A 21,250-nucleotide genomic window follows, 5' to 3' on the forward strand; every position below is an offset into this window, starting at 1 on the left:
CCATGCAGCCGTTAACGTCGTGGCTTAGCGGGTTATTTCACCGTCCACTGCACGGCTTCACCAGCGCGGATTGGCACAACGGTTTCGCCGCCAAATGGCATGGATGCCGGGACGTCCCACGCTTGTTTGGTCAGCGTCACGGTGTCGCTGTTGCGCGGCAGGCCGTAGAAATCTGGGCCGTTGTGGCTCGCAAAAGCTTCCAGTTGATCCAGTTTACCTTCCAGTTCAAACACTTCTGCGTACAGTTCTAGCGCGGCGTGCGCTGTGTAAGAGCCCGCGCAGCCACATGCAGCTTCTTTCTTACCTTTGGCGTGTGGCGCCGAGTCGGTGCCGAGGAAGAATTTCTTGCTCCCTGACGTTGCAGCAGCAACCAGCGCATGCTGATGCGTGGCACGTTTTAAAATAGGTAAGCAGTAGAAGTGTGGGCGAATGCCGCCAACCAACATGTGGTTACGGTTAAACAATAAGTGGTGCGCGGTAATAGTCGCGGCCACGTTGTCGCCCGCGTTTTTCACAAATTCGACCGCTTCTGCAGTGGTGATGTGTTCCAACACGATTTTCAGATTGGGGAAATCGTTGACGATGGGTGCCAACACGGTCTCCAGGAACGTCTTTTCACGGTCGAAAATGTCGATGTCGTGCGTGGTCACTTCGCCGTGAACCAGCAGCAACATGCCTTCTTCTTGCATGGCTTGCAGCACTGGGTAGATATTTTTTGCAGACGTCACACCTGAATCTGAGTTGGTTGTGGCACCCGCCGGGTACAATTTCGCAGCAACCACAGCGCCAGAGGCTTTGGCTTTGCGAATCTCTTCAGGGGACGTGTTGTCGGTGAGGTATAGCGCCATTTGAGGTTGAAACTGGCTTTGTGGTTTGGCCGCCATGATGCGTTCGCGGTAGGCGAGGGCCATTTCCGTCGTGGTCACCGGTGGGACAGTATTGGGCATGATTAGCGCGCGTCCGTTGTAACGGCTGATATCGCGCACGGTGTCAGTCAGCACTTCGCCATCGCGAAGGTGAACGTGCCAGTCGTCAGGACGTGTGATCGTTAGAGTTGTCATGAATTGCTCCCACCATGGATTTGTTAAGTGATTGGAGCCAAAACGGCCAGCGATGTCTTCTGCGCAAACGCTTCCGTTTAGGCGACAGGATGATAGAGGAAAAGGGTCGTCATTTCACCCTTTTCTTTGAAAATCGCACCAAATCGCCATTTTCATTAGTTTTGTGTGAGGTGCGGGACGATTGGTATCGCGATTAGTCGCCTGACGATTTTTGTTTTATCATCGTCGAATCATCATCATGCGTAAGGAATTGCAATGTCGTCAGCTCATCTTTCTCAAATTAACGTCTATCCGGTCAAATCCGTCGGAGGCATTGCGCTTTCGAATGCTTGGGTTGAAAAACAGGGCCTGATGTTTGACCGACGCTTCATGGTGGCATTGGCCGACGGCAGTATGGTGACCGCGCGTAAATACCCGAGCATGGTCAAGGTGCGCTCCACCTTAACGCCGGATGGCTTGATTTTTTCTGCGCAGGGGCAGCCGCCTTTGAAACTGCGCTACCAAGATTTCAAAATGCAAGAAGCGCCCGCGCAAGTGTGGAAAGACAACTTCACCGCATACACCACCACCGATGACGCCGATGATTGGTTTAGCGCTGTGTTGGGGCAGCGCGTTGAGCTGCTGTTCAGCGGCGAGCAATCCAACCGTGTGCGTGAGAAAGTGGGCGGCAATGTCAGCTTTGCCGATGGCTACCCACTGCTGGTGATCAGTGAAGGCTCGTTGCAAGAACTCAATCGTCGCAGCCCAGAACAGCACAGCATGGATCAGTTCCGTACCAATTTGGTGGTGTCGGGCACTGAACCGTTTGGCGAAGATGGCTGGAAACGCATTCGCATTGGTGAGGTGGAGTTCGAAGCCGTGAAACCTTGCGAGCGTTGCATTTTGACCACCGTCGACGTACAGAAAGGTGAGTTTCGTCCAACCAAAGAGCCGCTGCGAACCCTATCTCAGTTTCGTGCCAATGAACGCGGGGGCGTATTTTTCGGCCAGAACTTAGTGGCTAAAAATGAAGGCATGATCCGCACGGGTGATGTGGTGGAAGTGCTCGAATATAAAGAGAAAGAGTATTACCCCGACCATGGCCAAAGCCATTACCTGATGACGTGTGTTGAGCGAGAAGAGATTGCGCGAGACTTTGTGACCTTCTGGCTTGAACCGCAACACGGCCAAGCACCGAGTTACCAACCGGGTCAGCACCTGCCGATCGAAGTGGTGGTGGATGGCGAAAATGTCGCGCGCCGCTACACGCTCTCATCCAGCCCCTCACGCCCCGGACGCTTGGCGATTTCGGTGAAACGCATTGATGGCGGGCGAGTGTCCAATTGGTTGGCGGAAAACCTGCAAGTGGGCGATACGCTGTCCACCCAACTGCCGGATGGCAGCTTCCATCTTGAACAAGCGCTGCACCAGCAACCCTTGTTGCTCCTGTCTGCGGGCAGTGGCGTGACACCGATGCTCTCGATGTTGCGTTATTTGGCCGACCACCAGCAAATCAACGATGTGGTGTTCTACCATCAATGCCGCGCGGTGGAAGACATTCCCGTTCGTGAAGAACTGGAACAGCTCAATCGCGAGTTTGACGGATTGAAAGTCTTTATCTCATTGACGCAGCCCCCGGTGGATTGGTTTGGTCTTAAAGGGCGCTTTTCACTGTCGCACTTGAAGCAAGTGCCCAATGTGGCCGCTCGCCAAGTGTTTGTCTGTGGCCCGGATGGGTTTATGCAAAAAGCTAAAAATCTGTTGTTGAAACAAGGATTGCCAGAAGCGGCCTATCATCAGGAAGCGTTTGGTGTGGCGCAGAACGTGACCAAGGCATTTAAAACCCTGCAATTGAGCGTGAACGGCAACGTGTTTGAAGGCAACAACCAAGCGACTTTGCTCGATCAAGCGGAAGCGGCGGGGATTGCGATTGCCAGCAGTTGCCGTGCAGGCTTCTGTGGGTCATGTAAAGTGACCCTCGAATCTGGCCAAGTGCATCAACCGGATGTGCCTGCGCTCCAAGCGCATGAGCGCAACATGGGGGTTGTGCTGGCTTGCTGTTGTATTCCGGAAACGGATATCGAAGTGGTGGACTAATCGTCATAAAAAAAACACCTCCCAATGGGAGGTGTTTTTTTATCAAATCGTCTTATTGGGCGTCGCCTAATACCAGTTGGCACATTTGCTGATATTGCGCGTGATTGCCGGCAAACAGCTCCGCGACAATGGCCTCTTCTTTTCCGCCGGACAAACGGCGTTTCATCGCCTCGCGCACCAACAGCACCCAATGCTGCTCTTTGCTGATGCCGACGTGTTCGGTGACCGACCAATTTGCCAGCGCCTGCATAAACGGCGTGGTGCGCAGCGTCGGTTCAAAGTTTTGCACTTCGGCTTTTAAGACTTGCAGCAAATGCGGATACACTGCGTCTTCGCGTTGAGTGCGACGTAAACGTTCCAGCACGGCCAAACTCAGTGCACTATGGTGTACGAAGCCCGCTTGATGCGGAAAAACATCACGCAAACGGACAGAAAAATCGACGCGGCTGATTTGGGTGTTCGGGAAGAAGGTCAACGCGCATAAACAATCGAGGGGAATCCACACCGCTTGATTCGGTTCCACGGCGTATTCCTGTTTCCCCAATTTGATCAGCACCAGTCCTTGCTCCACATGAATCAAGCTGTGCTTGGTGGCCCGTTTGCGAGACGTGGCTTCTAAATAGGGAAATAAGCACGTTTCTGACTGGATAGCGTAATTCATGGATGGCCTCGAGATAATTTGGGACGCTAAGGGTACCGCTTTCACTCACAAAAGCCAATTCTCTCGCGCTGCAAACAGGCACGTTCAATGCATTACTCAATGGGTTGCATTGAAACACGCGTCGATGTGACGCGTATGGAAACCTTTTTCATTAAAGCTGGTCTGACCTTATGAATTATGTGGTAACGATAGCTGCGACGCTCGATGAGTATGCGTAGAATAGGCCAGCTTTTTATTTGACGTATAAGTATATGACTTCAACAACTGATCCTTTTGTAGACATTCGTCCATACAACGACGATGAGATTCCTGCGGCCCTTGATCGTTTGATCAATGACGAAGAGTTTATTGCTGCCATTTTGCAGCACCGGTTTGAGCGCCAGCCGTCTTGGCTAAAATCTCTGATGGGGCCGTTTGTTAAAGCCTACCTCAAATTTAAATGGGCCAAGCTGACTTCGGTGGAAGCAATTCAACTGGAAGTGAAAAAATACCTCGACCAGACGCTGGAACACACCACGCGTGGCGTGACGTACAGCGGTCTGAATCAGCTCGACAAAAACACCGCTTACCTGTTTGTATCGAACCACCGCGATATTGCGATGGATCCTGCGTTGGTGAACTACGGTCTGCACATCAGCGGTCACCGGACGGTGCGCATCGCCATCGGCGATAACTTACTGAAAAAACCGTGTGCCACTGAGCTGATGAAGCTCAACAAAAGCTTTATCGTTAAACGTTCGGCCAAAGGCCCGCGTGAAATGATGAAAGCACTGGGCACGCTGTCGGGTTACATCAAACACTCGCTCGAAACGGGCAACTCCATCTGGATTGCACAGAAGGAAGGCCGCGCGAAAGATGGCAACGATTTTACTGATCCAGCCATTTTGAAGATGTTCCATGTGGAAGGTCGTAAACAGAAGATTGAGTTTGCGGACTACATTAAGTCGCTGAAAATTGTGCCAGTGTCGATCGCCTACGAAAACGACCCGTGTGACATCGCCAAAGCGCGCGAACTGTACGAGAAAGCCACGCACGGCAAATACGAAAAAGGTGAATTTGAAGATATCGAAAGTATCATTCAAGGCATCGTCGGTGACAAAGGCCGCGTACACGTTGCCTTTGGCCATGTGATTGATCAAACCTTTGACACGCCGGAAGCGTTGGCCGAAGAGATTGATCGTCAGATCCATGAAAACTATCTGCTGTACCCCATCAACCTGTTGGCTGCCGGTGAAGAGAGTGATGAGATCACGCCTGCTGTGCGCGCGAAACTGAATGAGAAATTGGCGCAATTGCCAGAAGGGGCGCACGCGTACTTGCTTGATAGCTACGCCAACCCGGTGCGCAATCGTAAATAACGCGCAGCGTCAGCCTAAAAAAAGAGAAGCCTTAGCTTCTCTTTTTTGTCTTTGGGAACTGGGATGTTAACGGGCGACAGCGCCGCCAAGGGTTAACTTTGTTGGCCATTGGGTGATCTGATTGCCGCCCAGATAGATATTGCCGTGGACGGTCATGGTTTCGGGGAAGGTGGTGATTTGCGAGCCGCCGATAAACAAACTGCCTTGTACGACCAAGCCTTCGGGCAACTTGCTTAATGGTGTGCGAATCACGCTCAGATCGCCTTTTACGGTCAAACGCGGTGGCAGCGTCGCAAGGGGCGTGTCGGTAAAGTTGAGGTAGCCGCCGACGTTAATGCCTGCTGGCCAATTGGTGATCTTCGACCCAAGCAAATTGGCGTAACCACGAATGAATGTGCCTCGTTGGACGCGTGCCAACTGGCTGTTTGATGCATCGAGGCTGCCATTGACTTTGAGCCCGCTGGGCAGGCGGCTAATGCCGGTTTTGGCGATGTTGAGGTTGCCTTTCACCTCCAGACCATCGGGCAGGCTGGTAAATGGCTTATTGCGCAGATCCAAGTTCCCGTAGTTATCGAGATAATTGAGGATATGGTATTGATCCAGCGGGGTTGCCATCAGCGGTATGCTGGGCAAGCACAACATTAAACAAAGCAGCAGTCGCGGCATAGCGGCTTCCGGTAGTTGTCACAATCACGTTGGTTAGTATCGCCAGCATTGCGCGCGGCTTCAATCCCTGTTGCGCGAAAAGGCGAGCAGCGTGGGAAAAGGTCACAAAAAAACGGGCCAGGTCGGCCCGTTCCACAGCATCGGATGCTTGAACTTCGAATTAACGCGCCAGTGAGCGAGTTTTCAATTCGAAAATCAGTTTTTCAGCGCTCACTTCAAACTGAAAGCGGGCGTGCAATTCTTTTGCGTCATCGGCGAGGGGCAGAACTTCGTGTTGCACGTTCTCGTTCACCTGTTTGGCAACAGCGAGGTATTTTTCTAGCTCAGCATTCAGTTGTTCACGGCTGTCAGCGAAGATAGTCACTTCTGCCACATCATCGCCCTCACGGATGATATAACCCATTTCACCGGCCACACCACACGCTTCACACACTTCGGTTTCTACGTAGCTTTCGTTACTCATCTCATAATCCTCTTACAAAAGTTATGGTCATTCTAACCCTGTATGCAACCGTATTCCAGAGTCAGAGCTTGCTGTTTTTGCACTGTTTTACAGTGTGATATTTCGTATCGGGTCACATTTCAATTCTTGCATCATGGCGAATCTCTGGCGGGGAGATGTGATGTGAGTCAATTTTTTGTGAGTTTTAGTGCCATTATTTTGTCATACTGCCACCAATTTCATTGCTATAGCTTATGGATTGTAAGATTATCCTCAATCCAGTTAGCAATATTTTGTCGTCGTTTGATGACGTTTGTTCGGGTGTTTTCATCCATTCAATGAACCCATTCGTGTCGGTCATGGTTCGCATGCGGTCTGTCACGCGGGTGGTCTTAGGGCGCTTGTGTGTTGTCTTGGCAGCAAGGTATAGGGCATTGATAAATAATAAATGATGAATCGACCTCGCGATGTAGCCTGCCACTGTACAGTCATGTTCGTGCAACCATGGCCGTACAGCTATGTTCGTACAGTTATGTTCGTATAGTTAGTAGTCGAGTGCTGGTAGGCTTGTTGCGTGATTTGTCAGCGAATAAAAAACAATATGGGATTACATAAGAAGAGCTTTAACCATGCCAAAGCGTAGTAAAGAAGATACAGAAATCACAATTCAAAAGATCATGGATGCCGTTGTTGATCAACTGTTGCGACTTGGATACGACAAAATGTCATATACCACGCTAAGCCAGCAGACGGGTGTGTCACGCACCGGGATCAGTCACCATTTTCCGAAGAAAACAGATTTCGCCTCCGCGCTCGATGGACGTATTTTTAAAATGTTTATCGATCATCTGGATTTTGATAATGGCACAGACTCGTTCTCATCCAGTTGGGTGAAAGCGTTAGATAACTCGGAATTTATCGCCATCCTTCGTCTGCTGTTCCATCACATTGTGACCACGGAACGTGCAGAGAGCTTTGCATCAAACGGCATTGAACGTTTGTACCGCCTTGCGGATGAAAAGCTGGGTGATGGCAGTGATAAACAGGTTGAGTGGTTGATCGGCAAATCGCTGGTCACCATGAGCCAGTAACCGACCCCATAACTCAAAAGGCCAACTGATGTTGGCCTTTTTCATTTCTGAAAGGTGTCGCGATGAAGAAGGTGTCGCGATTAAGCCGCTGGATAAACCATCGGAAAATCCAATTGCGGATGCGGTGCCACCATTGCGTGATAGCCGTACACCCGTTCGATGAGGTCGCTGCTGAGCGCTTGCCAGGGCGGTGCATCGCACACTAGTTTTCCCTCGTGTAACAGCACCAGACGGTCTGCGTATTGCGACGCGAGGTTGAGGTCGTGCAGCACCACAATCACTGCGCAGGCTTGGGTGCGTGCCAAATCACGCGCAATGCGCAGCGTGTTGTGCTGGTGGGCCAGATCAAGCGCCGAGGTTGGTTCGTCCAACATCAGCACTTTTTGTTCGCCGCTTTGATGCAATTGTGTCAGCACGCGCGCCAAATGCAGCCGCTGCTTTTCACCGCCGGAAAGCGCCGGATAGACGCGCTCGGCAAGATGCACCACATCGGTTTGCGTCATGTAATGACGGGCGAGCTGACGTGTCTCTTGCTTGCTGGCATGGAGAGGAATGGCGCCCAGCTCTACTACTTCTTGCGCGGTAAATGGAAAACTTAGGCTGCTGCTTTGTGGCAGTAGCCCTACATGACGGGCAAGTTCTGCGGGCGACCATTCATGGCGCGCGCGGCCAAAGAAGTGGATCGGTGCGGCGCTGTCGAGTTCGCCGCTGAGCAGTTTCAATAGGGTACTTTTCCCGGCGCCATTAGGGCCGAGCAGCGCGGTGACTTCACCTGCTCGAATCTCAAGATCAATCTCATCAAGCACGGTGCGAGCACCAAACCGAGCGGACAGGCCATGCGCCTGAATGGCAATCGACGACATCAGAACATCTTCCCTTTTTGCTGAAATAGAAGGTAGAGGAAAAAAGGCGCGCCGACCAGAGCGGTGACAATGCCAATCGGCAGTTCGGCTGGTGTCGCGGCAACCCGTGCGACCATATCGGCGATGGTCAATAGCAGCGCGCCAAGCAATGCCGAAACGGGCAGCAGATAACGATGATCCGGCCCCACCAACATGCGCCCCAGGTGCGGGACAACCAAGCCAACAAAGCCAATCATTCCGGCGGCACTGACCGTGACGCCCACACCAACGGCACTGAGGACGATCAGCGCGCGTTTGAGGCGCTGAATTGGAATGCCGAGGTGACGCGCTTCGGATTCGCCAAGCAGGAGCGCGTTCAGCGCCATCGCTCGGCGTGCAAAGTAGAGGTATAGCCCCAGTAACGTCAGTGCGCACAAGGTGATGCTTTGCCAGTTCGCTCCGGCAAAGGAGCCCATGGACCACAAGGTCAAATCGCGCAGCATTTGATCGTCGGCGACATAGTTGAGGTAACCGATGCCCGCTCCGGACACAGCGCTGATCGCGACGCCAGCCAACAGCATGATGGTGACGGAAGTGCCGAATTTATTGGTGCCCAAGCGATAGACGATGATGGTCGTCAACGCGCCGCCGAGAAACGCGCACAAGGGCAGCGTGATTGCATTCATCCAGCGTGCGTCAAAATTCAAGCTGCTGAGGAAGACGATCGCCAGTGCCGCGCCCAGTGACGCGCCCGCCGAGACGCCGATGATGCCCGGCTCTGCCAATGGGTTGCGAAACAGCCCTTGCATCACGGTGCCGCACAGCGCGAGGATTGCGCCAACCAACAAGCACAACAAGGTGCGAGGGAAACGGATTTCGTGGATCACCAAATTGATATGATTGGCGATGGTGTCACTGCGCAGCAGCAAGCTGTGCAGACTGTCGCTGAAACTGATGTCCATTGGACCGACGGTGATCGAATAAAGGGTGGCGATCGCGACGATCAGCCCCAACATCGATGTGGTCACATAAAGCGGAACCTGTCTTAACACGATTGATTAACCTTGTGGGTAGAGCAACGCTTGCAGGCGCTGTGCTTCTTCCAAGCTTTTCAGCCCCAAACCGCCCACGAGGGCATGACCATCGACAGTGACGATGCGTTTGCTTTGGCCCGCGGGTGTGGCGGCCAGCATGGGCATCGCTTTGAGAATGGCGTCCGCGCCGCCCATCTTGTCGTAGCTGCGACCGCTCACCAGAATCACATCCGGTTGCATTTGAACCATGGCTTCCATGGACAGCGGTTTGTAAGCGTTCAAAGTACGAGCCGCCGGGTTCACGCCGCCAGCGAGGGTGATCATCGCATCTGGCACGGTGTCACGCCCGGCCACATTGGCTGCACGTCCTTCGTGGATCAGCAAAAATAGTACCTTTTTGCGCGCAGCTACCTCTGGTTGGTGTGCTTGCAGCGTTTGCAGGGCATCGTCGACTTGTTGTTTCAGCGGCACGGCTGCGTCTTCGGTGTGCGTCAGGCGGGCAATCTGGTCGATACGTTGCAATAATCCCTGCGGCGTTGAATCACTGTTGATGACTTTCACCGCAACGCCAGCCGATTTCAGTTGGTTCAATGTGGTGTCCGGGCCCATTTCGTTGGAACCCAACACTTGCGTCGGCTCAAGCGCCAGCAGCCCTTCGGCGGACAATTGACGATGATAGCCGACTTTCGGCAGCGCCAAGGCGGGCGGTGCAACGCTGGTGACATCAATGCCGACCAATTGCTGCTGTGCACCGAGGGCTAAAATCAGTTCGGTCACGCTGCTGCCAGCGCTGATGATGCGCTCTGCGGCCAAAGTGGGAGTAGAAAAGACGGTGAGTGCCGTGGCTGCCAGCCACACGGCGCGAACAGAGGTTTTCATAACAAATCTCATTCTGTTGAAGGTTTTTCGGTTAAGAGTTGTGTGGCTGGAATGCCGTTGTCTTGTAAGAAGGCCAGCAGCTTGACCAGATGCTGGACTTGCGCATGTTTATCGGCACCAATCACGATCGGGCGCTGATGGTGTTGATGGGCTTCCCGCAAAGCGAGCGTGAAGTTGTGCCAGTCCAGATATGCCTGACCGTCGATGGCCCAATACGGCGCTTCGGCGGTGATGTTGATGGTGAGAGATTGCGACGCCACCGTGGTCACTGCCGCCGAATCGCTGGTGGGTAAACTCACGTCCAGCGAGTCGAGCTTCACCGCGGCGGTGAGCATCAAAAACACCATCACGATGAAAATGATGTCGAGCAGCGGCGTGAGATCCGGCGTTAATCCAAAATCACGTTTATAGGGCGCGCTTTTGATCATGGTGTACTCACTTCAGGTGAAGTGGCGTTGCTGTCTTGCGTGCGGCGCGCATCATGGGTATTGAGGCTGATGCCTTCCAGCCACAGATTGACGTAGTTGAGCGTGTGTTCAAGCTTGGCCATCACTTTGTCGGCCCATAAGCTCAGTAACTGCGCGCCGGCGATGGCGGGCAGCGCAATCATCAACCCCGCAGCGGTGGTGCGCATCGCAATGCCAAGGCCATCGGCCAGATCATTTGGGGTAATGTTGCCACTTGAGGCGGCGACGCCTTTGAACATTTCAATCAGGCCCAGCACAGTGCCGAGCAGACCAATCAACGGGCTGATGACGCCAATGAGCGTCAGCAGACGCAATCCGGCGTTGAGTTGATGACGCTTTTCTTGCAACCAAATGCCCGCCGCATCTTCGCGTAATGCTTTGGGAAACGCATGGTGCGCCAATAGCATTGCGACGGAGCGATATAACAATGGACGCTTGCCTGCCAACGCCTCGGCAAGCGCTTCAAGTTGCGTGGCGTTGGTGGGGGAAATGCCATTCAAGTGACGACGAATCGCCCCTTTTCCGACGCCCAAGCTCAAGATCACCTGAAATGCGCGTTCAGCCAGAATCATGACCGTCAGCGCGGAGCAGATCAGCAGTGGCCAAGTCATCAGGCCGAGTTGTTGTTGTAATTGATGTAGCGGTTCCATTATCCATCCAACCTAAAACGAACGGGGATTTGCACTCGGTGAGCAAGCGCTTCACCGTTGATGATGTGCGGAGAAAACTTCCACTGTTTGATGGCATCCAGAGCGGATTGGTCCAACATCGCAGTACCGGAAGACGAAATTAAAATCTGTTTGATTTGGCGGCCGTGTTCATCGAGCCACACTTCATACGTTGCCACGCCCTCAATGCCCCGTTTTTGCGCCAAGCGCGGATAGCTTGGACGCACCGGGCGAGAGACAAATGACGGGCGATCCACCATCATCGGTGTGGCATTGGCGCCTTGGCTGCTGACGATGGGGGCGGGTTTGCTCGCAGCTACCGGTTCGACGGGCTTTGCGGCGGGCTTGGGCTTCACCGGTTCAGGTTTGGGCGCTGGTGTGGCGATGGGGGCGGTCGATTTAGCCACGGTGTCGGCCGTTGGCTTCGACGGCGTGGGTTTGACGCGCTTCGGCGTGATTTTGGGTGTCGCTTTAGGTATCGCTTTGGGCACTGCGGTGTGTTTCACCACCTTGGCGGGGGATTGCGGCGCAGGTTCCGGTGCGGCTTGCGGCGTTGTTTTGTCTGGCACTGTTTTTTCGACAACGCGTTCCTTCGCTTGCTGCGGTGCGGGCTGCGGGGCGGCGACGAAATTAATGGCGACGGATGTGGACTGATTGCCAGCGGGCATCGCCAGCGCAATGGATTGGTTTGCCACCAACATGAATGCGGCATGCAGTGCAAGAGAAACGCCGCCTGCGACAACATATCTTGGAAAATTCACGTTCAGCTCCAAAGCCTGTGGGTTAGTAAGTTTCAGAATTATCACCCAACATGCAAATAAGATCAATTATCAATTGCATTCTCATTTATCTGTATCTATCATTTTGTCACTTTGTACAGAAGGATGCTCGAGACCAGTCGTATCAAGCATTCGCTAGAGATAATGTATGTTGGATTTAAATAATTTTGATGAATCAATTCTTGGGTTAGAGACCCCAGATCCGCTGCGTTTCGCATTCAAGGCTAAACACTCCGCACACGCGGGTGGCGGCGTGGTGCCTGTGCCGCCGCCATTGGCCCAATCGACGTGGGATCGCATCGCGAATCAAACCACCCACGCCACTCAGCGTTGTTTGTACATTCACGTGCCGTTTTGTCGCGTGCGTTGCACCTTCTGTAACTTTTTTCAGAATGCAGCCAGTCGTGAACTGGTGGACGGCTATTTTGCCGCCTTGATGACCGAGCTACGCGCCAAAGCAGCGTTGCCGTGGACCCAATCGGGCGTGTTTCACGCCGTGTACGTTGGCGGCGGCACGCCGACGGATTTGTCCCCTGCGCAAATTCGTCAGCTCGGACAAGCCATTCGTCACTACTTCCCCCTCAGCAGCGATTGTGAAATCACCCTCGAAGGGCGCACCAACCGCTTTAGCGATGAAATGTTTGATCACGCTTTGGAAGGGGGCTTTAACCGCTTTTCGTTTGGCGTGCAGAGTTTCAATACCTTGGTACGCCGCAGTGCCAAACGCTTGGATGAGCGAGAAACGGTCTTGCAGCGTTTGAGCGACCTCAGTGCTACGCAACAGGCGCCCATCGTGATCGATTTGCTGTACGGCTTGCCGCATCAAACACTGGACGTCTTCGAGCAAGATTTACGTGATTATTTGCAAACTGGCGCGCATGGTGTCGACTTGTACCAACTGGTTGTGGGCGGCTCAGCACCGATGCTCAACTTGGTGGAAAAAGGGCGTTTGCCACCGCCAGCGACCACGCCAGACAAAGCGGCGATGTATGAGCTGGGCGTGAACTTTTTCGCGCGTCATCACCTCAAACCATTAAGTGTGAACCATTGGGCGCGTGACAATCGTGAGCGCAGCCAATACAACTCGCTGGCCAAAACCTATGCGCAAGTGTTGCCGATTGGCTGCGGCGCGGGCGGGAATGTCGGTGGGTATTCACTGATGCAACATCGCCAACTGCCAGCGTATATGGACGCGGTGAAACGAGGCGAAACGCCCATCGCGATGATGTTCGCGCAGCATGCGTTGGAACCGGTATTTGCGACGTTGAAAGCCGGATTTGATGCTGGCGTGGTCGCGCGTTCTGCGTTCCAACAGATTGATGGCGGCGACAGTTTTGACCGGCTCAAACCGCTGTTTGCGCATTGGGCGCAGCGCGGGCTCGTCACCAATGACGATGCGTATCTGGTTCTGACACTGGCGGGGCGCTTTTGGTCCGTCACCTTGGCGCAAGCCTGCATTCAGGTTTTACAAACCAACACGGCGCAACATCGTATTGCGCAATAACCTCGGATAGAACTATGGAATCTCTACAACAGCAAGTGGCGCAGCTACTTGAACAAGAACCCACATTGTTACCTGCGGCGATGGCTGAACGTCTCAATGTGTCTGAATTTGATGTGGTCAACGCGCTGCCAGCAGAGATGGTCGCCGTGTTGGCGGGCAGTGACGCTGAAACCCTGCTGAGCGACATTGCCGATTGGGGCACCGTGACCACCATCGTCCAGTCGTTTGGTTCGATTTTTGAGGTCAAAGCCCCACTACCGAAAGGGAAAATGGCGCGCGGCTACTACAATTTGATGGGGCGTGACGGTCAGCTGCATGGCCACTTGAAGCTCGATACCATTGCGCACATTGCGTTGGTCAGCAAGCCGTTTATGGGACGTGAAAGCCACTACTTTGGCTTTTTCAGCGCGCAGGGCGACAACATTTTTAAGGTGTATTTGGGACGGGACGAAAAGCGTGAGCTGTTATCCGACCAAGTCACTCGCTTTAAAGCATGGCAACAACAACTACAAAAATAATGATCGGTTTGAGGAGAAAGTAAATGGATCAGCAAGTAAAGCAGGAGCGCCTGCAAGGACGTCTGGAGCCGGAAATCCAAGCGTTTCGTCAGGAACGTGCCACGCTGCAACTGGCCACTGTCGATGCAGACGGTCGCCCGAATGTCAGTTACGCCCCGTTTGTGCAAAACCAGGAAGGGTACTTCATTCTGATTTCCCACATTGCCCGTCATGCCCGTAACCTGGATATCAACCCTCAGGTGTCGATCATGATGATCGAAGACGAAAGCGATGCAAAGCAACTCTTTGCGCGTAAACGTCTAACGTTTGATGCGGTTGCCAAAAGTGTTCCTCGTGATGCGGCGTTGTGGCAACAGGTGATTGGTCAAATGAAAGATCGCTTCGGTGAGATCATTGATGGCCTGAGCCAACTCGAAGATTTCACCCTGTACTGCCTAAAACCAGAAAAAGGCCTGTTCGTGAAAGGCTTTGGTCAAGCGTATCAAGTATCTGGCGATGATTTGGTGGACTTTGTTCATCTGCAAGAAGGGCATCGCAAGATCTCAAACGGCTGATCGCGTTGCGCGTCACGGCATCAAAGTAAATCTAAGGGCTGCACATCGCAGCCCTTTTTCATGCCAGATTCACCTGTGGATGTGGGTAAGAAATCGGCATCATCACCAATATAGTGCATTGTGGTACATCATTGTGCATATGATGCATTGGTTTGGTGCAAATTTAAATGAAACAATTCAATAACATAAGAGAGTTGTCCTAGTGACGACGTCAGGATTAGTGAAGTCGTTTTTCGCAGGCGTGAAATTCAGCACAGCGTATTGTTTCTCAATTTTTGGAACGTGCTTTGCATAGTTTAATTGAATAATAATACACATGGATGGTGGATTTATGCAGTTAACGTCGGCGGAGCGAGGATGGCTTCCATGGCTGGGTCAGACCGGAAAATTGGCGATGCGCAAAGCGTGTTTTATGAACCGGAAACGCACCGGATCGCTACAGCAAACCTTTGAAAACATTGCCAACACGCGGGTTCAGATTCTCACCACTTGGGCGGAGAATGAATGGTCATTTCTACACGATGCCGCGCTTTATGTCGCGACCAAATCCCCTCAAGAATATCGAGACACACTCAATCGGTTGCTCAAACGCAGCAGCGACTTGTCTGAGTTGTTTATTGTTTCGCCCGAAGGAAAAATTGTGGACTCCACTTATCCGCCTCAGCAGGGAAAGTCGGTCGTGTCGATGTCCGCGTTACGCACCGGATTGACGCAACCGTTTTTGCACGGGCCTTATCGTGACGATGTTACGTTAGCCATCGGGCCGTCGAGTTCGCTGTTCCATGATGAAGTGACGCTGATGTTCTACCAACCTCTGATCAACGATGGTGTGCAGATTGGCTGTTTGTGTGGCCGCGTACCCAATGATGTGATTGGGGATTTGATTCAACGGGAAGCGGGGCACATCTACAGCGAATCGGGCGATAACTACCTGTTTATGGTGCAATCGCAGTTTGACCCGTCGATTCAACAGGGCGTGGCGCTGTCGCGTTCGCGCTTTGAAGACAACCGTTTTTCTCATGGGGAAAACCTCAAGGAAGGCGTGAACACGCGTTGGGGCGTGGTGAAAGTGCAGCGTCACACTGAATTTGAAATTGTGTTTAACGATCCGGCCACCAACCAATTGCATCCCGGGGTGCGTGAAACAATTAAAAACGGCAGCAACTTGTTTGTCGAATATCCGGGGTATTCGGACTATCGCCACATTCCCGTGATTGGTAAAGGGGTGACGTTCACCATGCCGGGTTCGGTGGATCGTTGGGGCATGATGTGTGAATCGGATCTGGAAGAGGTCTATCGCCATCGCTCGTTGGCACAAACACTCGACCAACAGTTCACGCTGAGTATCTTCGCGCCATTGTTGCTGCCCTTTCTAGTCAGTTACGTGTATCCGCTACAAGAGTGGCAGTTGCTGCTCTTGTCACTGCTGATGGGCGCGCTGGCGGTCGGGCTGTTCCATGGTTTTACCTCGCGGCCGATGGCCAAGCACCTTGAAAGTATGACGCAAGTGATGCAGGTTCTGGCGGAAGGGGATGGCAACTTAACTCGGCGATTGGATGCCAGTCGGTTTAAAGCCGATGAAACAGGCGATTTGGGGCGCTGGACCAACAGTTTTATCGACAGCCTTGAAGGCATCATCAAAGAGTTGGTGTTTGCCAGCCGCGAAGTGCAAAGCGTGTCAGAGTCGATGTTTCGTCGCAGTCAATTGTTGCTGTCGACCAGTGACACCACCGCGACCTCGATCACCGACATGCTGTCTCTGGCTGGGATTCAAAGCCAGGAGATCAACAATGCCAACGACACGGCCAATGAAATGAATGTGTTGATGCAGGAAACGGTCGAAGCGGCGCAGTTGGATTATCAAAAGGCCGCGGAAAGCGCACACGACATCAAAACCATTGTGCAATCGTCGGCGCAGACGGTGAACGAAGTGAACAGCGAAATGCAGAAAATCGGCGGCATTGTCGCGTTGATTACTGAAATTACTGCCCAAACGAACCTGTTGGCGCTCAATGCGGCCATCGAAGCGGCGCGCGCGGGTGAGCACGGTCGCGGATTTTCGGTGGTGGCCGATGAAGTCCGCGTGTTGGCGAATAAAACCTCACAGGCGGCCAACAACATTGGCGACTTGATGAAAGCGCTGCACAGCCAATCGGAGCTGGCGGTGCGTTACATGCAAGAAGGCATCACAAACGTCGAAAATAGCACCCAAATCGTCGATGATTCCGCGCGGAGTGAGCAACTGCGTTCGTCCGTCACGGGGTTGTTTACCTTGATTCAAGGCATTGCGCGCAACAGTGAAGAGCATCGCCAAACCGCCGATTCGGCGCAGCACACCGTGGTGAAATTGCAGGAAGCCTCATCCCAGTTGGCGCGGCGTACCACGTTGATGCAAAACTCATTGCAGCGACTCGACCAACTGGTTGGGCGATTTGAAGTGAGCAAGGCGTCGTAACGGACGCTTCTGGCGCGATCAAAAAAGGCGGGGAGACCCGCCTTTTCACGTTGAATGAGGTTGGCTTATTTCGAGGTTGGGTGCGGCGTGCGCGCCGATTTTTTCCAAGGCACGGCGAGCAGCGCGAAGATGCCGAGCGCATAAAACATTGACCAACCCAAACAGATAAATACACCGGTACACAGCAGCAGCGCGATGGCGGCCAGTACTTTGGCAAAACCGTGCAGCAGTTTGTAGGCGGCGAACATCGCCAACAGGTAAACCAGCACAAAAATGCTGTTGGCCAGTTTCAGGAAGAATTCCAGATTCAATCCAGACCACTGGGCGACGACACAAGAGACCAACAAAATGAGGCCGACGATCCACGTGGCGTGCGCGGGCACGCCGCGGCGTGACAATTTCGCCACAGCACTGTTTGGACGATATTCACGCGCTTGTGTCCACACCATACGCGACAGGCTTTGCGTGTAGAGGTTCACACTGGCAAAGCAGGCGAAAAAACCCACTAGGCTGATCAAAATGGCAGCGTTGGCGCCGAACAGTTGATCGCTCAGCCATGGAATCGATGCGCTATCAAATTGGGGGCTGCCGTAGGCGCCAAATTTCAGGATCACCACCGAGCAGACCCAATAGGTTGCACCGGCGACAAAACAGCCCACCAGAATCGCAATCGGAAAATCGCGTTGCGGATTCTTAAACTCTTCTCCCATGTGCGCGAAAGCTTCAATGCCGACAAAACACCAGAACATGACCCCCAGCGCGGCGCCGATAGGCCACATCGATGCTTGGGTTAACGGTGGCATCTTCAGATCGTCACTGCTGACATCACCGACCACAAAGAAAGAGGCGATCAGCACAAAGATGCTTAACGCGATGACCGTTTGCAGACGGCCGGAGGATTTGGTACCCGCCAAATTGACACCAATCAGCAGCGCGATGGTCAGCGCCTGTGCCAATAAAGGGTGGTCAATCGGAGCGGGTAACAGCTGCTGTAAAAACCCGGCAGCCAAAGCAATTGCTGCGGGAACGCCTACAGGAATGACGCTAACAAAAAGCCAAGCGACCGCGCGCTCTAAGCGGGCGTTAAACGCTTGTCGGACGAAATAGGCTGTGCCACCGGCGTTTGGGTAACGTTTACCCAAGGCGGCAAAGGTCAGGGCGATCGGGCAGATGGCGACAAACAAAATCAACCACGCCCACAACGAGAACTCGCCCGCAATCCCAGCCGCAATGGCAGGAATCATGAATAAGCCCGTCCCCATTAATGTTGTTGAAAGCTGCCCGATACCGGACAAAAGAGTGATGTCTTGTCTGAGTTGCTGCACGTTCTCGTTCCCTGATCTTTATTATGATTCCCTGTCCATTTGGCATTGCACCAACATAGGGCTTATGGGAAAAAGGATACGCTTAAGTTGTTGTTTATGCATCTGCCAAAGTGGCTGGCTTTCACGTCAAATTGACGCATTTTCTTGGCTTTACCGTCATTTTGACGGTTAAAGTATGCGGAAAGTGTGAGAACAAGTAGTCTCACTGGGAAATTTATGTCAAATTAGCGAGGAATCAACAGGATAAGTTGGTGGTTTTTCACCGTGACTGTGCGACGAAAAACCTATTTGTGTGGAAATTATAAAAATGGATAAATTTGACAACCAGATCATCAACTTACTTCGGCGTGATGCGCGAATGTCTGTGAGTGACATCGCACGTGAAGTGAGTCTTTCCCGTTCCGCCATTACGGCCCGAATCAAGAAACTCGAACAGGATAAAGTCATTTTGGGCTACCACGCTCAAGTGGCGCAGCCCGAAACAAATAACAATGTGTGCGCTTACTTCGCGCTGAAGTTTGATACCTCGGCCAGTTTGCATTCGTGTGAGCGGTATGCCGAAAAACTGTATCAACTGCCGGGGATCAAATGGTGCCATGCCATCAGCGGGGAAACCGATTTGATGCTGTATGTGGAAGTGGAGAGCATGGCAGAGCTCAATGCGATTCGCGATGAATTGCAGCTCAACCCGCAACTGCGGAATTTGATGACGCACGCGGTACTCAAAGAGTTTTTCAATACCAAAAAGCAGGTGTGAATGAACGCACAACCGAGTGTGGAACAAGGTGAGCAGGCGATGGCCCGCAACGATGTCTTACCAACCAGCCGACAGGTGAGTGACGTATGAATCACATCAACCTTAATCTACTGCGCTCGCTCAAAGTTCTGCTGGATGAGTGCCACGTTAGCCAAGCCGCCCATAAACTCAACATCACGCAGTCTGCGGTGAGTCGGCAGCTCAGTCAGTTGCGCGAGCTGTTTGCCGATCCGCTGTTGGTGCGTGATGGCAATCAGTTGATCCCGACACCGAAAGCGTTACAGCTTCAAGCCAAACTCGAGCATTGGTTTCTCGAACTCGATGAGCTGATGGTGGAGGCTGAATTTGAACCAGCACAGTGGAAAGGGGAGTTTGTGTTGGCGTCGAGTGACTACGTGGCGCAATTTATCTTGCCAGAGATTGTTGAAGCGATGGCGGTGCAATCGCCGCAGGTGTCGGTCAAATACTCTCTTTGGCAGCCCGACTTACTGCCGCAGATGGCAGAATCCGACATTCAACTTGCCTCCACCATGTCGCCAGAGCCGCCGGTCGGCGTGTCGTCGTTGCTGATTGGCGCCGATTATCCGGTGGTGGCGATGCACAATCAGCATCCGTTGGCCGCGCAAGCCACGCTCACGGTCGACGATTTGCTCGATTACGCGCACATCAAAGTGATTGGCGGCGGCGATAAAGACACCTACATCGATGAAGCGTTGGCCAAATTAGGCCAGCGACGCCGAGTCGCCTTGAAAGTCCCGTTTTTCTCCGCGGCGTTTCGCTCCTTGTGTCTTAGTCAGCATTTGATGGTGGTGCCGGAGCACATTGCCAACAACCTTCAACACCACTATGACGTGGTGTACAAACGCTTGCCCGTGACGACGCCACTGCACAAGTATTGGCTGTTGTGGCATGCCAAATACGACAATCAAGCTTCCCATCAGTGGGCGCGAACGTTAGTCCATGCCATCATGACCGAAACCTCTTATTCGATTGGGTATGATTACAAATCATAGCTTTCATGAGAATTGTTGATTTCAATTAATACGCAAGGCTTGTTAATGTCGTGACTTCACTAAGGAGTTTCTATGACATTCACGGTTTGGCTTTCCCTTCTTACTATCTCAATTTTAGGTGCGATGTCACCGGGCCCAAGCTTGGCAACTGTTGCCAAACATACGCTGGCGGGCGGCCGAAAAAATGGCCTCGCAGCGGCGTGGGCGCATGCGTGCGGGATTGGTTTCTATGCGTTTATCACCTTAATTGGTTTGGCGGTGGTGTTGCATCAATCGCCATTGGTGTTTAAGACCGTGAGTTACGCGGGCGCATTTTATCTGGCGTATTTGGGATTAAACGCCCTGCGTTCGAAAGGCGGTGTGGCAGCGAAATTGGAATCGGGCGAGCGGGTGACGGTGTGGCAATCGGCGCAAGAAGGCCTGATGATTTCACTGCTTAGCCCAAAAATCGCATTGTTCTTCATCGCACTGTTCAGTCAGTACGTGGCTGTTGGCAGCGGTGTGGGCAGTAAAGCGGCGATCGTGATGACGCCGTGGGTCGTTGATGGCCTTTGGTACACCTTGATCACGTTCGTGCTGTCGAGCCCCAAACTGCTGAACAAGTTGCGCGCGAAAGCGGTGGTGATCGACCGTATCTCCGGCGTAGTTTTGATTGCATTGGCTGTGCGTGTGGTGATGACGGTGTAATTGCCCTGGGGTTGCCTTGTCTCGGCACGACCTCCGTTTATCCCAAAGAAAAATTTATTCCAAAAAAATAAGTGATCCCAAAGAAAAAGCCGCTGAGCATGTGATGCCAGCGGCTTTGTTGTGTCTGTGATTACGATGATCGGTGATGGCCGCCGGATACGTCTTCAAACTCGCCATCAATGACATGGCCTGGGTTACCCTGCGCCTGATAAAACGGGCGACGTTTCAGTTGCTTTTCCAGACGTTTTCCTGTGATGACGGCGGCGATAGCCAAGGGAATTGCCAGTAACAGGCTAAACATCAAAGCGAAGAATCCGGTGATCAGAGCCAGTGTGGTGACTAGAAATCGATACATGTTCTGCTCCTCTGTGTCATGAGTGGTTACTCTAACTGGGTCAAGATGAATCAAACAT

22 protein-coding genes are annotated in these 21,250 nt (G+C 52.8%); 10 read left to right on the forward strand and 12 right to left on the reverse strand.

Translation table 11 applies throughout. The features are described 5' to 3' along the window. Window positions 1-32: 32 nt before the first annotated feature. A complete protein-coding gene (pyrC, locus tag ACS18Q_RS16235) occupies window positions 33-1,061 on the reverse strand; it encodes a dihydroorotase (RefSeq protein WP_055465010.1) in 1,029 nt (342 codons plus the stop codon). A 255-nt stretch (window positions 1,062-1,316) separates the two neighbouring features. Here pyrC and ACS18Q_RS16240 point away from each other — a divergent pair, with 255 nt between their 5' ends. After that, window positions 1,317-3,137, forward strand: coding sequence for an MOSC N-terminal beta barrel domain-containing protein (locus ACS18Q_RS16240; RefSeq protein ID WP_441257994.1), 1,821 nt, complete (start codon window positions 1,317-1,319; stop codon window positions 3,135-3,137). Window positions 3,138-3,189: 52 nt separating this feature from the next. Here ACS18Q_RS16240 and ACS18Q_RS16245 read toward each other — a convergent pair whose 3' ends face one another. Next, window positions 3,190-3,798 carry an AraC family transcriptional regulator gene (locus tag ACS18Q_RS16245; protein ID WP_238771252.1) on the reverse strand — a complete coding sequence of 203 codons (609 nt, stop codon included), beginning with the start codon at window positions 3,796-3,798 and terminating at the stop codon, window positions 3,190-3,192. 251 nt (window positions 3,799-4,049) lie between these two features. Between ACS18Q_RS16245 and ACS18Q_RS16250 the strand changes: the two genes are divergently transcribed. Then, window positions 4,050-5,156, forward strand: coding sequence for a 1-acyl-sn-glycerol-3-phosphate acyltransferase (locus ACS18Q_RS16250; protein ID WP_004727681.1), 1,107 nt, complete (start codon window positions 4,050-4,052; stop codon window positions 5,154-5,156). A 66-nt stretch (window positions 5,157-5,222) separates the two neighbouring features. Here the strand turns inward: ACS18Q_RS16250 and ACS18Q_RS16255 are convergent, their stop codons facing one another. Together ACS18Q_RS16255 and ACS18Q_RS16260 are read right to left on the reverse strand one after the other, a co-directional pair. Then, window positions 5,223-5,822 (reverse strand): hypothetical protein, encoded by a 600-nt coding sequence (locus tag ACS18Q_RS16255; RefSeq protein ID WP_041943319.1) that lies wholly within the window; start codon window positions 5,820-5,822, stop codon window positions 5,223-5,225. A gap of 160 nt (window positions 5,823-5,982) precedes the next feature. Beyond that, a complete protein-coding gene (locus ACS18Q_RS16260; RefSeq protein ID WP_004727683.1) occupies window positions 5,983-6,285 on the reverse strand; it encodes a YfcZ/YiiS family protein in 303 nt (100 codons plus the stop codon). A gap of 608 nt (window positions 6,286-6,893) precedes the next feature. Here ACS18Q_RS16260 and ACS18Q_RS16265 point away from each other — a divergent pair. Further along, window positions 6,894-7,355 carry a TetR family transcriptional regulator gene (locus tag ACS18Q_RS16265; RefSeq protein WP_004727684.1) on the forward strand — a complete coding sequence of 154 codons (462 nt, stop codon included), beginning with the start codon at window positions 6,894-6,896 and terminating at the stop codon, window positions 7,353-7,355. Window positions 7,356-7,435: 80 nt separating this feature from the next. Here ACS18Q_RS16265 and ACS18Q_RS16270 read toward each other — a convergent pair whose 3' ends face one another. Genes ACS18Q_RS16270 through ACS18Q_RS16295 form a run of 6 tightly spaced genes read right to left on the reverse strand, consistent with a single transcriptional unit; the run spans window position 7,436 to window position 12,006 of the window. Continuing rightward, window positions 7,436-8,218, reverse strand: coding sequence for a heme ABC transporter ATP-binding protein (locus tag ACS18Q_RS16270; RefSeq protein ID WP_232659421.1), 783 nt, complete (start codon window positions 8,216-8,218; stop codon window positions 7,436-7,438). After that, a complete protein-coding gene (locus tag ACS18Q_RS16275) occupies window positions 8,218-9,213 on the reverse strand; it encodes a FecCD family ABC transporter permease (protein WP_441258208.1) in 996 nt (331 codons plus the stop codon). The genes ACS18Q_RS16270 and ACS18Q_RS16275 overlap by 1 nt, the downstream gene beginning before the upstream one ends. A 42-nt stretch (window positions 9,214-9,255) precedes the next feature. Further along, window positions 9,256-10,110 carry a heme/hemin ABC transporter substrate-binding protein gene (locus tag ACS18Q_RS16280; protein WP_014258059.1) on the reverse strand — a complete coding sequence of 285 codons (855 nt, stop codon included), beginning with the start codon at window positions 10,108-10,110 and terminating at the stop codon, window positions 9,256-9,258. A gap of 8 nt (window positions 10,111-10,118) precedes the next feature. Then, window positions 10,119-10,538 carry an ExbD/TolR family protein gene (locus tag ACS18Q_RS16285; protein WP_441257995.1) on the reverse strand — a complete coding sequence of 140 codons (420 nt, stop codon included), beginning with the start codon at window positions 10,536-10,538 and terminating at the stop codon, window positions 10,119-10,121. Next, window positions 10,535-11,227, reverse strand: coding sequence for a MotA/TolQ/ExbB proton channel family protein (locus ACS18Q_RS16290; protein WP_238820340.1), 693 nt, complete (start codon window positions 11,225-11,227; stop codon window positions 10,535-10,537). The genes ACS18Q_RS16285 and ACS18Q_RS16290 overlap by 4 nt, the downstream gene beginning before the upstream one ends. Next, window positions 11,227-12,006: a TonB family protein gene (locus tag ACS18Q_RS16295; RefSeq protein ID WP_441257996.1), complete on the reverse strand. Its 780-nt coding sequence runs from the start codon at window positions 12,004-12,006 to the stop codon at window positions 11,227-11,229. Before ACS18Q_RS16295 ends, ACS18Q_RS16290 begins: the two co-directional genes overlap by 1 nt. Window positions 12,007-12,172: 166 nt before the next feature. Here ACS18Q_RS16295 and hutW point away from each other — a divergent pair, with 166 nt between their 5' ends. The 4 genes from hutW to ACS18Q_RS16315 all read left to right on the forward strand — a co-directional run bounded on the left by hutW (window position 12,173) and on the right by ACS18Q_RS16315 (window position 17,055). Further along, complete coding sequence (hutW, locus tag ACS18Q_RS16300) at window positions 12,173-13,528, forward strand: heme anaerobic degradation radical SAM methyltransferase ChuW/HutW (protein ID WP_172562811.1); 1,356 nt, start codon at window positions 12,173-12,175, stop codon at window positions 13,526-13,528. 14 nt (window positions 13,529-13,542) lie between these two features. Then, on the forward strand, window positions 13,543-14,046 hold the full coding sequence (gene hutX, locus ACS18Q_RS16305; RefSeq protein ID WP_004727692.1) for a heme utilization cystosolic carrier protein HutX: 504 nt from the start codon (window positions 13,543-13,545) through the stop codon (window positions 14,044-14,046). Window positions 14,047-14,069: 23 nt separating this feature from the next. Then, a complete protein-coding gene (gene hutZ, locus ACS18Q_RS16310; protein WP_014258063.1) occupies window positions 14,070-14,600 on the forward strand; it encodes a heme utilization protein HutZ in 531 nt (176 codons plus the stop codon). Between the two features lie 331 nt (window positions 14,601-14,931). Continuing rightward, complete coding sequence (locus ACS18Q_RS16315) at window positions 14,932-17,055, forward strand: methyl-accepting chemotaxis protein (RefSeq protein WP_238771241.1); 2,124 nt, start codon at window positions 14,932-14,934, stop codon at window positions 17,053-17,055. Window positions 17,056-17,120: 65 nt separating this feature from the next. On the opposite strand, the gene yjeH is transcribed toward ACS18Q_RS16315, so the two are convergent. Then, window positions 17,121-18,380 carry an L-methionine/branched-chain amino acid transporter gene (yjeH, locus tag ACS18Q_RS16320; RefSeq protein ID WP_038151884.1) on the reverse strand — a complete coding sequence of 420 codons (1,260 nt, stop codon included), beginning with the start codon at window positions 18,378-18,380 and terminating at the stop codon, window positions 17,121-17,123. 307 nt (window positions 18,381-18,687) lie between these two features. On the opposite strand from yjeH, the gene ACS18Q_RS16325 reads away from it, so the two are divergent. The 3 genes from ACS18Q_RS16325 (at window position 18,688) to ACS18Q_RS16335 (ending at window position 20,837) form a co-directional block, all read left to right on the forward strand. Continuing rightward, entirely contained in the window at window positions 18,688-19,137 is a 450-nt protein-coding gene (locus ACS18Q_RS16325) for an Lrp/AsnC family transcriptional regulator (protein ID WP_004727696.1), read from the forward strand. An 86-nt stretch (window positions 19,138-19,223) separates the two neighbouring features. After that, window positions 19,224-20,150, forward strand: a complete 927-nt coding sequence (locus ACS18Q_RS16330; RefSeq protein ID WP_143679521.1) for a LysR family transcriptional regulator — start codon at window positions 19,224-19,226, stop codon at window positions 20,148-20,150. A gap of 72 nt (window positions 20,151-20,222) precedes the next feature. Continuing rightward, on the forward strand, window positions 20,223-20,837 hold the full coding sequence (locus tag ACS18Q_RS16335; RefSeq protein WP_014258067.1) for a LysE family translocator: 615 nt from the start codon (window positions 20,223-20,225) through the stop codon (window positions 20,835-20,837). 130 nt (window positions 20,838-20,967) lie between these two features. On the opposite strand, the gene ACS18Q_RS16340 is transcribed toward ACS18Q_RS16335, so the two are convergent. Continuing rightward, window positions 20,968-21,192, reverse strand: coding sequence for a hypothetical protein (locus ACS18Q_RS16340; RefSeq protein ID WP_004727700.1), 225 nt, complete (start codon window positions 21,190-21,192; stop codon window positions 20,968-20,970). Between the last annotated feature and the right edge of the window lie 58 nt (window positions 21,193-21,250).

Origin of the sequence: Vibrio sp. Vf1514 (assembly GCF_052076135.1) — a bacterium.
GTDB classification, from domain to species: Bacteria; Pseudomonadota; Gammaproteobacteria; order Enterobacterales; family Vibrionaceae; genus Vibrio; species Vibrio furnissii.

Excerpts from the sequence above, each read along its gene's own strand:
- pyrC (WP_055465010.1), bottom strand. The coding sequence starts at position 1,061 with ATGACAACTCTAACGATCACACGTCCTGACGACTGGCACGTTCACCTT.
- ACS18Q_RS16240 (WP_441257994.1), top strand. The coding sequence starts at position 1,317 with ATGTCGTCAGCTCATCTTTCTCAAATTAACGTCTATCCGGTCAAATCC.
- ACS18Q_RS16245 (WP_238771252.1), bottom strand. The coding sequence starts at position 3,798 with ATGAATTACGCTATCCAGTCAGAAACGTGCTTATTTCCCTATTTAGAA.
- ACS18Q_RS16250 (WP_004727681.1), top strand. The coding sequence starts at position 4,050 with ATGACTTCAACAACTGATCCTTTTGTAGACATTCGTCCATACAACGAC.
- ACS18Q_RS16255 (WP_041943319.1), bottom strand. The coding sequence starts at position 5,822 with ATGCCGCGACTGCTGCTTTGTTTAATGTTGTGCTTGCCCAGCATACCG.
- ACS18Q_RS16260 (WP_004727683.1), bottom strand. The coding sequence starts at position 6,285 with ATGAGTAACGAAAGCTACGTAGAAACCGAAGTGTGTGAAGCGTGTGGT.
- ACS18Q_RS16265 (WP_004727684.1), top strand. The coding sequence starts at position 6,894 with ATGCCAAAGCGTAGTAAAGAAGATACAGAAATCACAATTCAAAAGATC.
- ACS18Q_RS16270 (WP_232659421.1), bottom strand. The coding sequence starts at position 8,218 with ATGTCGTCGATTGCCATTCAGGCGCATGGCCTGTCCGCTCGGTTTGGT.
- ACS18Q_RS16275 (WP_441258208.1), bottom strand. The coding sequence starts at position 9,213 with ATGTTGGGGCTGATCGTCGCGATCGCCACCCTTTATTCGATCACCGTC.
- ACS18Q_RS16280 (WP_014258059.1), bottom strand. The coding sequence starts at position 10,110 with ATGAAAACCTCTGTTCGCGCCGTGTGGCTGGCAGCCACGGCACTCACC.
- ACS18Q_RS16285 (WP_441257995.1), bottom strand. The coding sequence starts at position 10,538 with ATGATCAAAAGCGCGCCCTATAAACGTGATTTTGGATTAACGCCGGAT.
- ACS18Q_RS16290 (WP_238820340.1), bottom strand. The coding sequence starts at position 11,227 with ATGGAACCGCTACATCAATTACAACAACAACTCGGCCTGATGACTTGG.
- hutW (WP_172562811.1), top strand. The coding sequence starts at position 12,173 with ATGTTGGATTTAAATAATTTTGATGAATCAATTCTTGGGTTAGAGACC.
- hutX (WP_004727692.1), top strand. The coding sequence starts at position 13,543 with ATGGAATCTCTACAACAGCAAGTGGCGCAGCTACTTGAACAAGAACCC.
- hutZ (WP_014258063.1), top strand. The coding sequence starts at position 14,070 with ATGGATCAGCAAGTAAAGCAGGAGCGCCTGCAAGGACGTCTGGAGCCG.
- ACS18Q_RS16315 (WP_238771241.1), top strand. The coding sequence starts at position 14,932 with ATGCAGTTAACGTCGGCGGAGCGAGGATGGCTTCCATGGCTGGGTCAG.
- ACS18Q_RS16325 (WP_004727696.1), top strand. The coding sequence starts at position 18,688 with ATGGATAAATTTGACAACCAGATCATCAACTTACTTCGGCGTGATGCG.
- ACS18Q_RS16330 (WP_143679521.1), top strand. The coding sequence starts at position 19,224 with ATGAATCACATCAACCTTAATCTACTGCGCTCGCTCAAAGTTCTGCTG.
- ACS18Q_RS16335 (WP_014258067.1), top strand. The coding sequence starts at position 20,223 with ATGACATTCACGGTTTGGCTTTCCCTTCTTACTATCTCAATTTTAGGT.
- ACS18Q_RS16340 (WP_004727700.1), bottom strand. The coding sequence starts at position 21,192 with ATGTATCGATTTCTAGTCACCACACTGGCTCTGATCACCGGATTCTTC.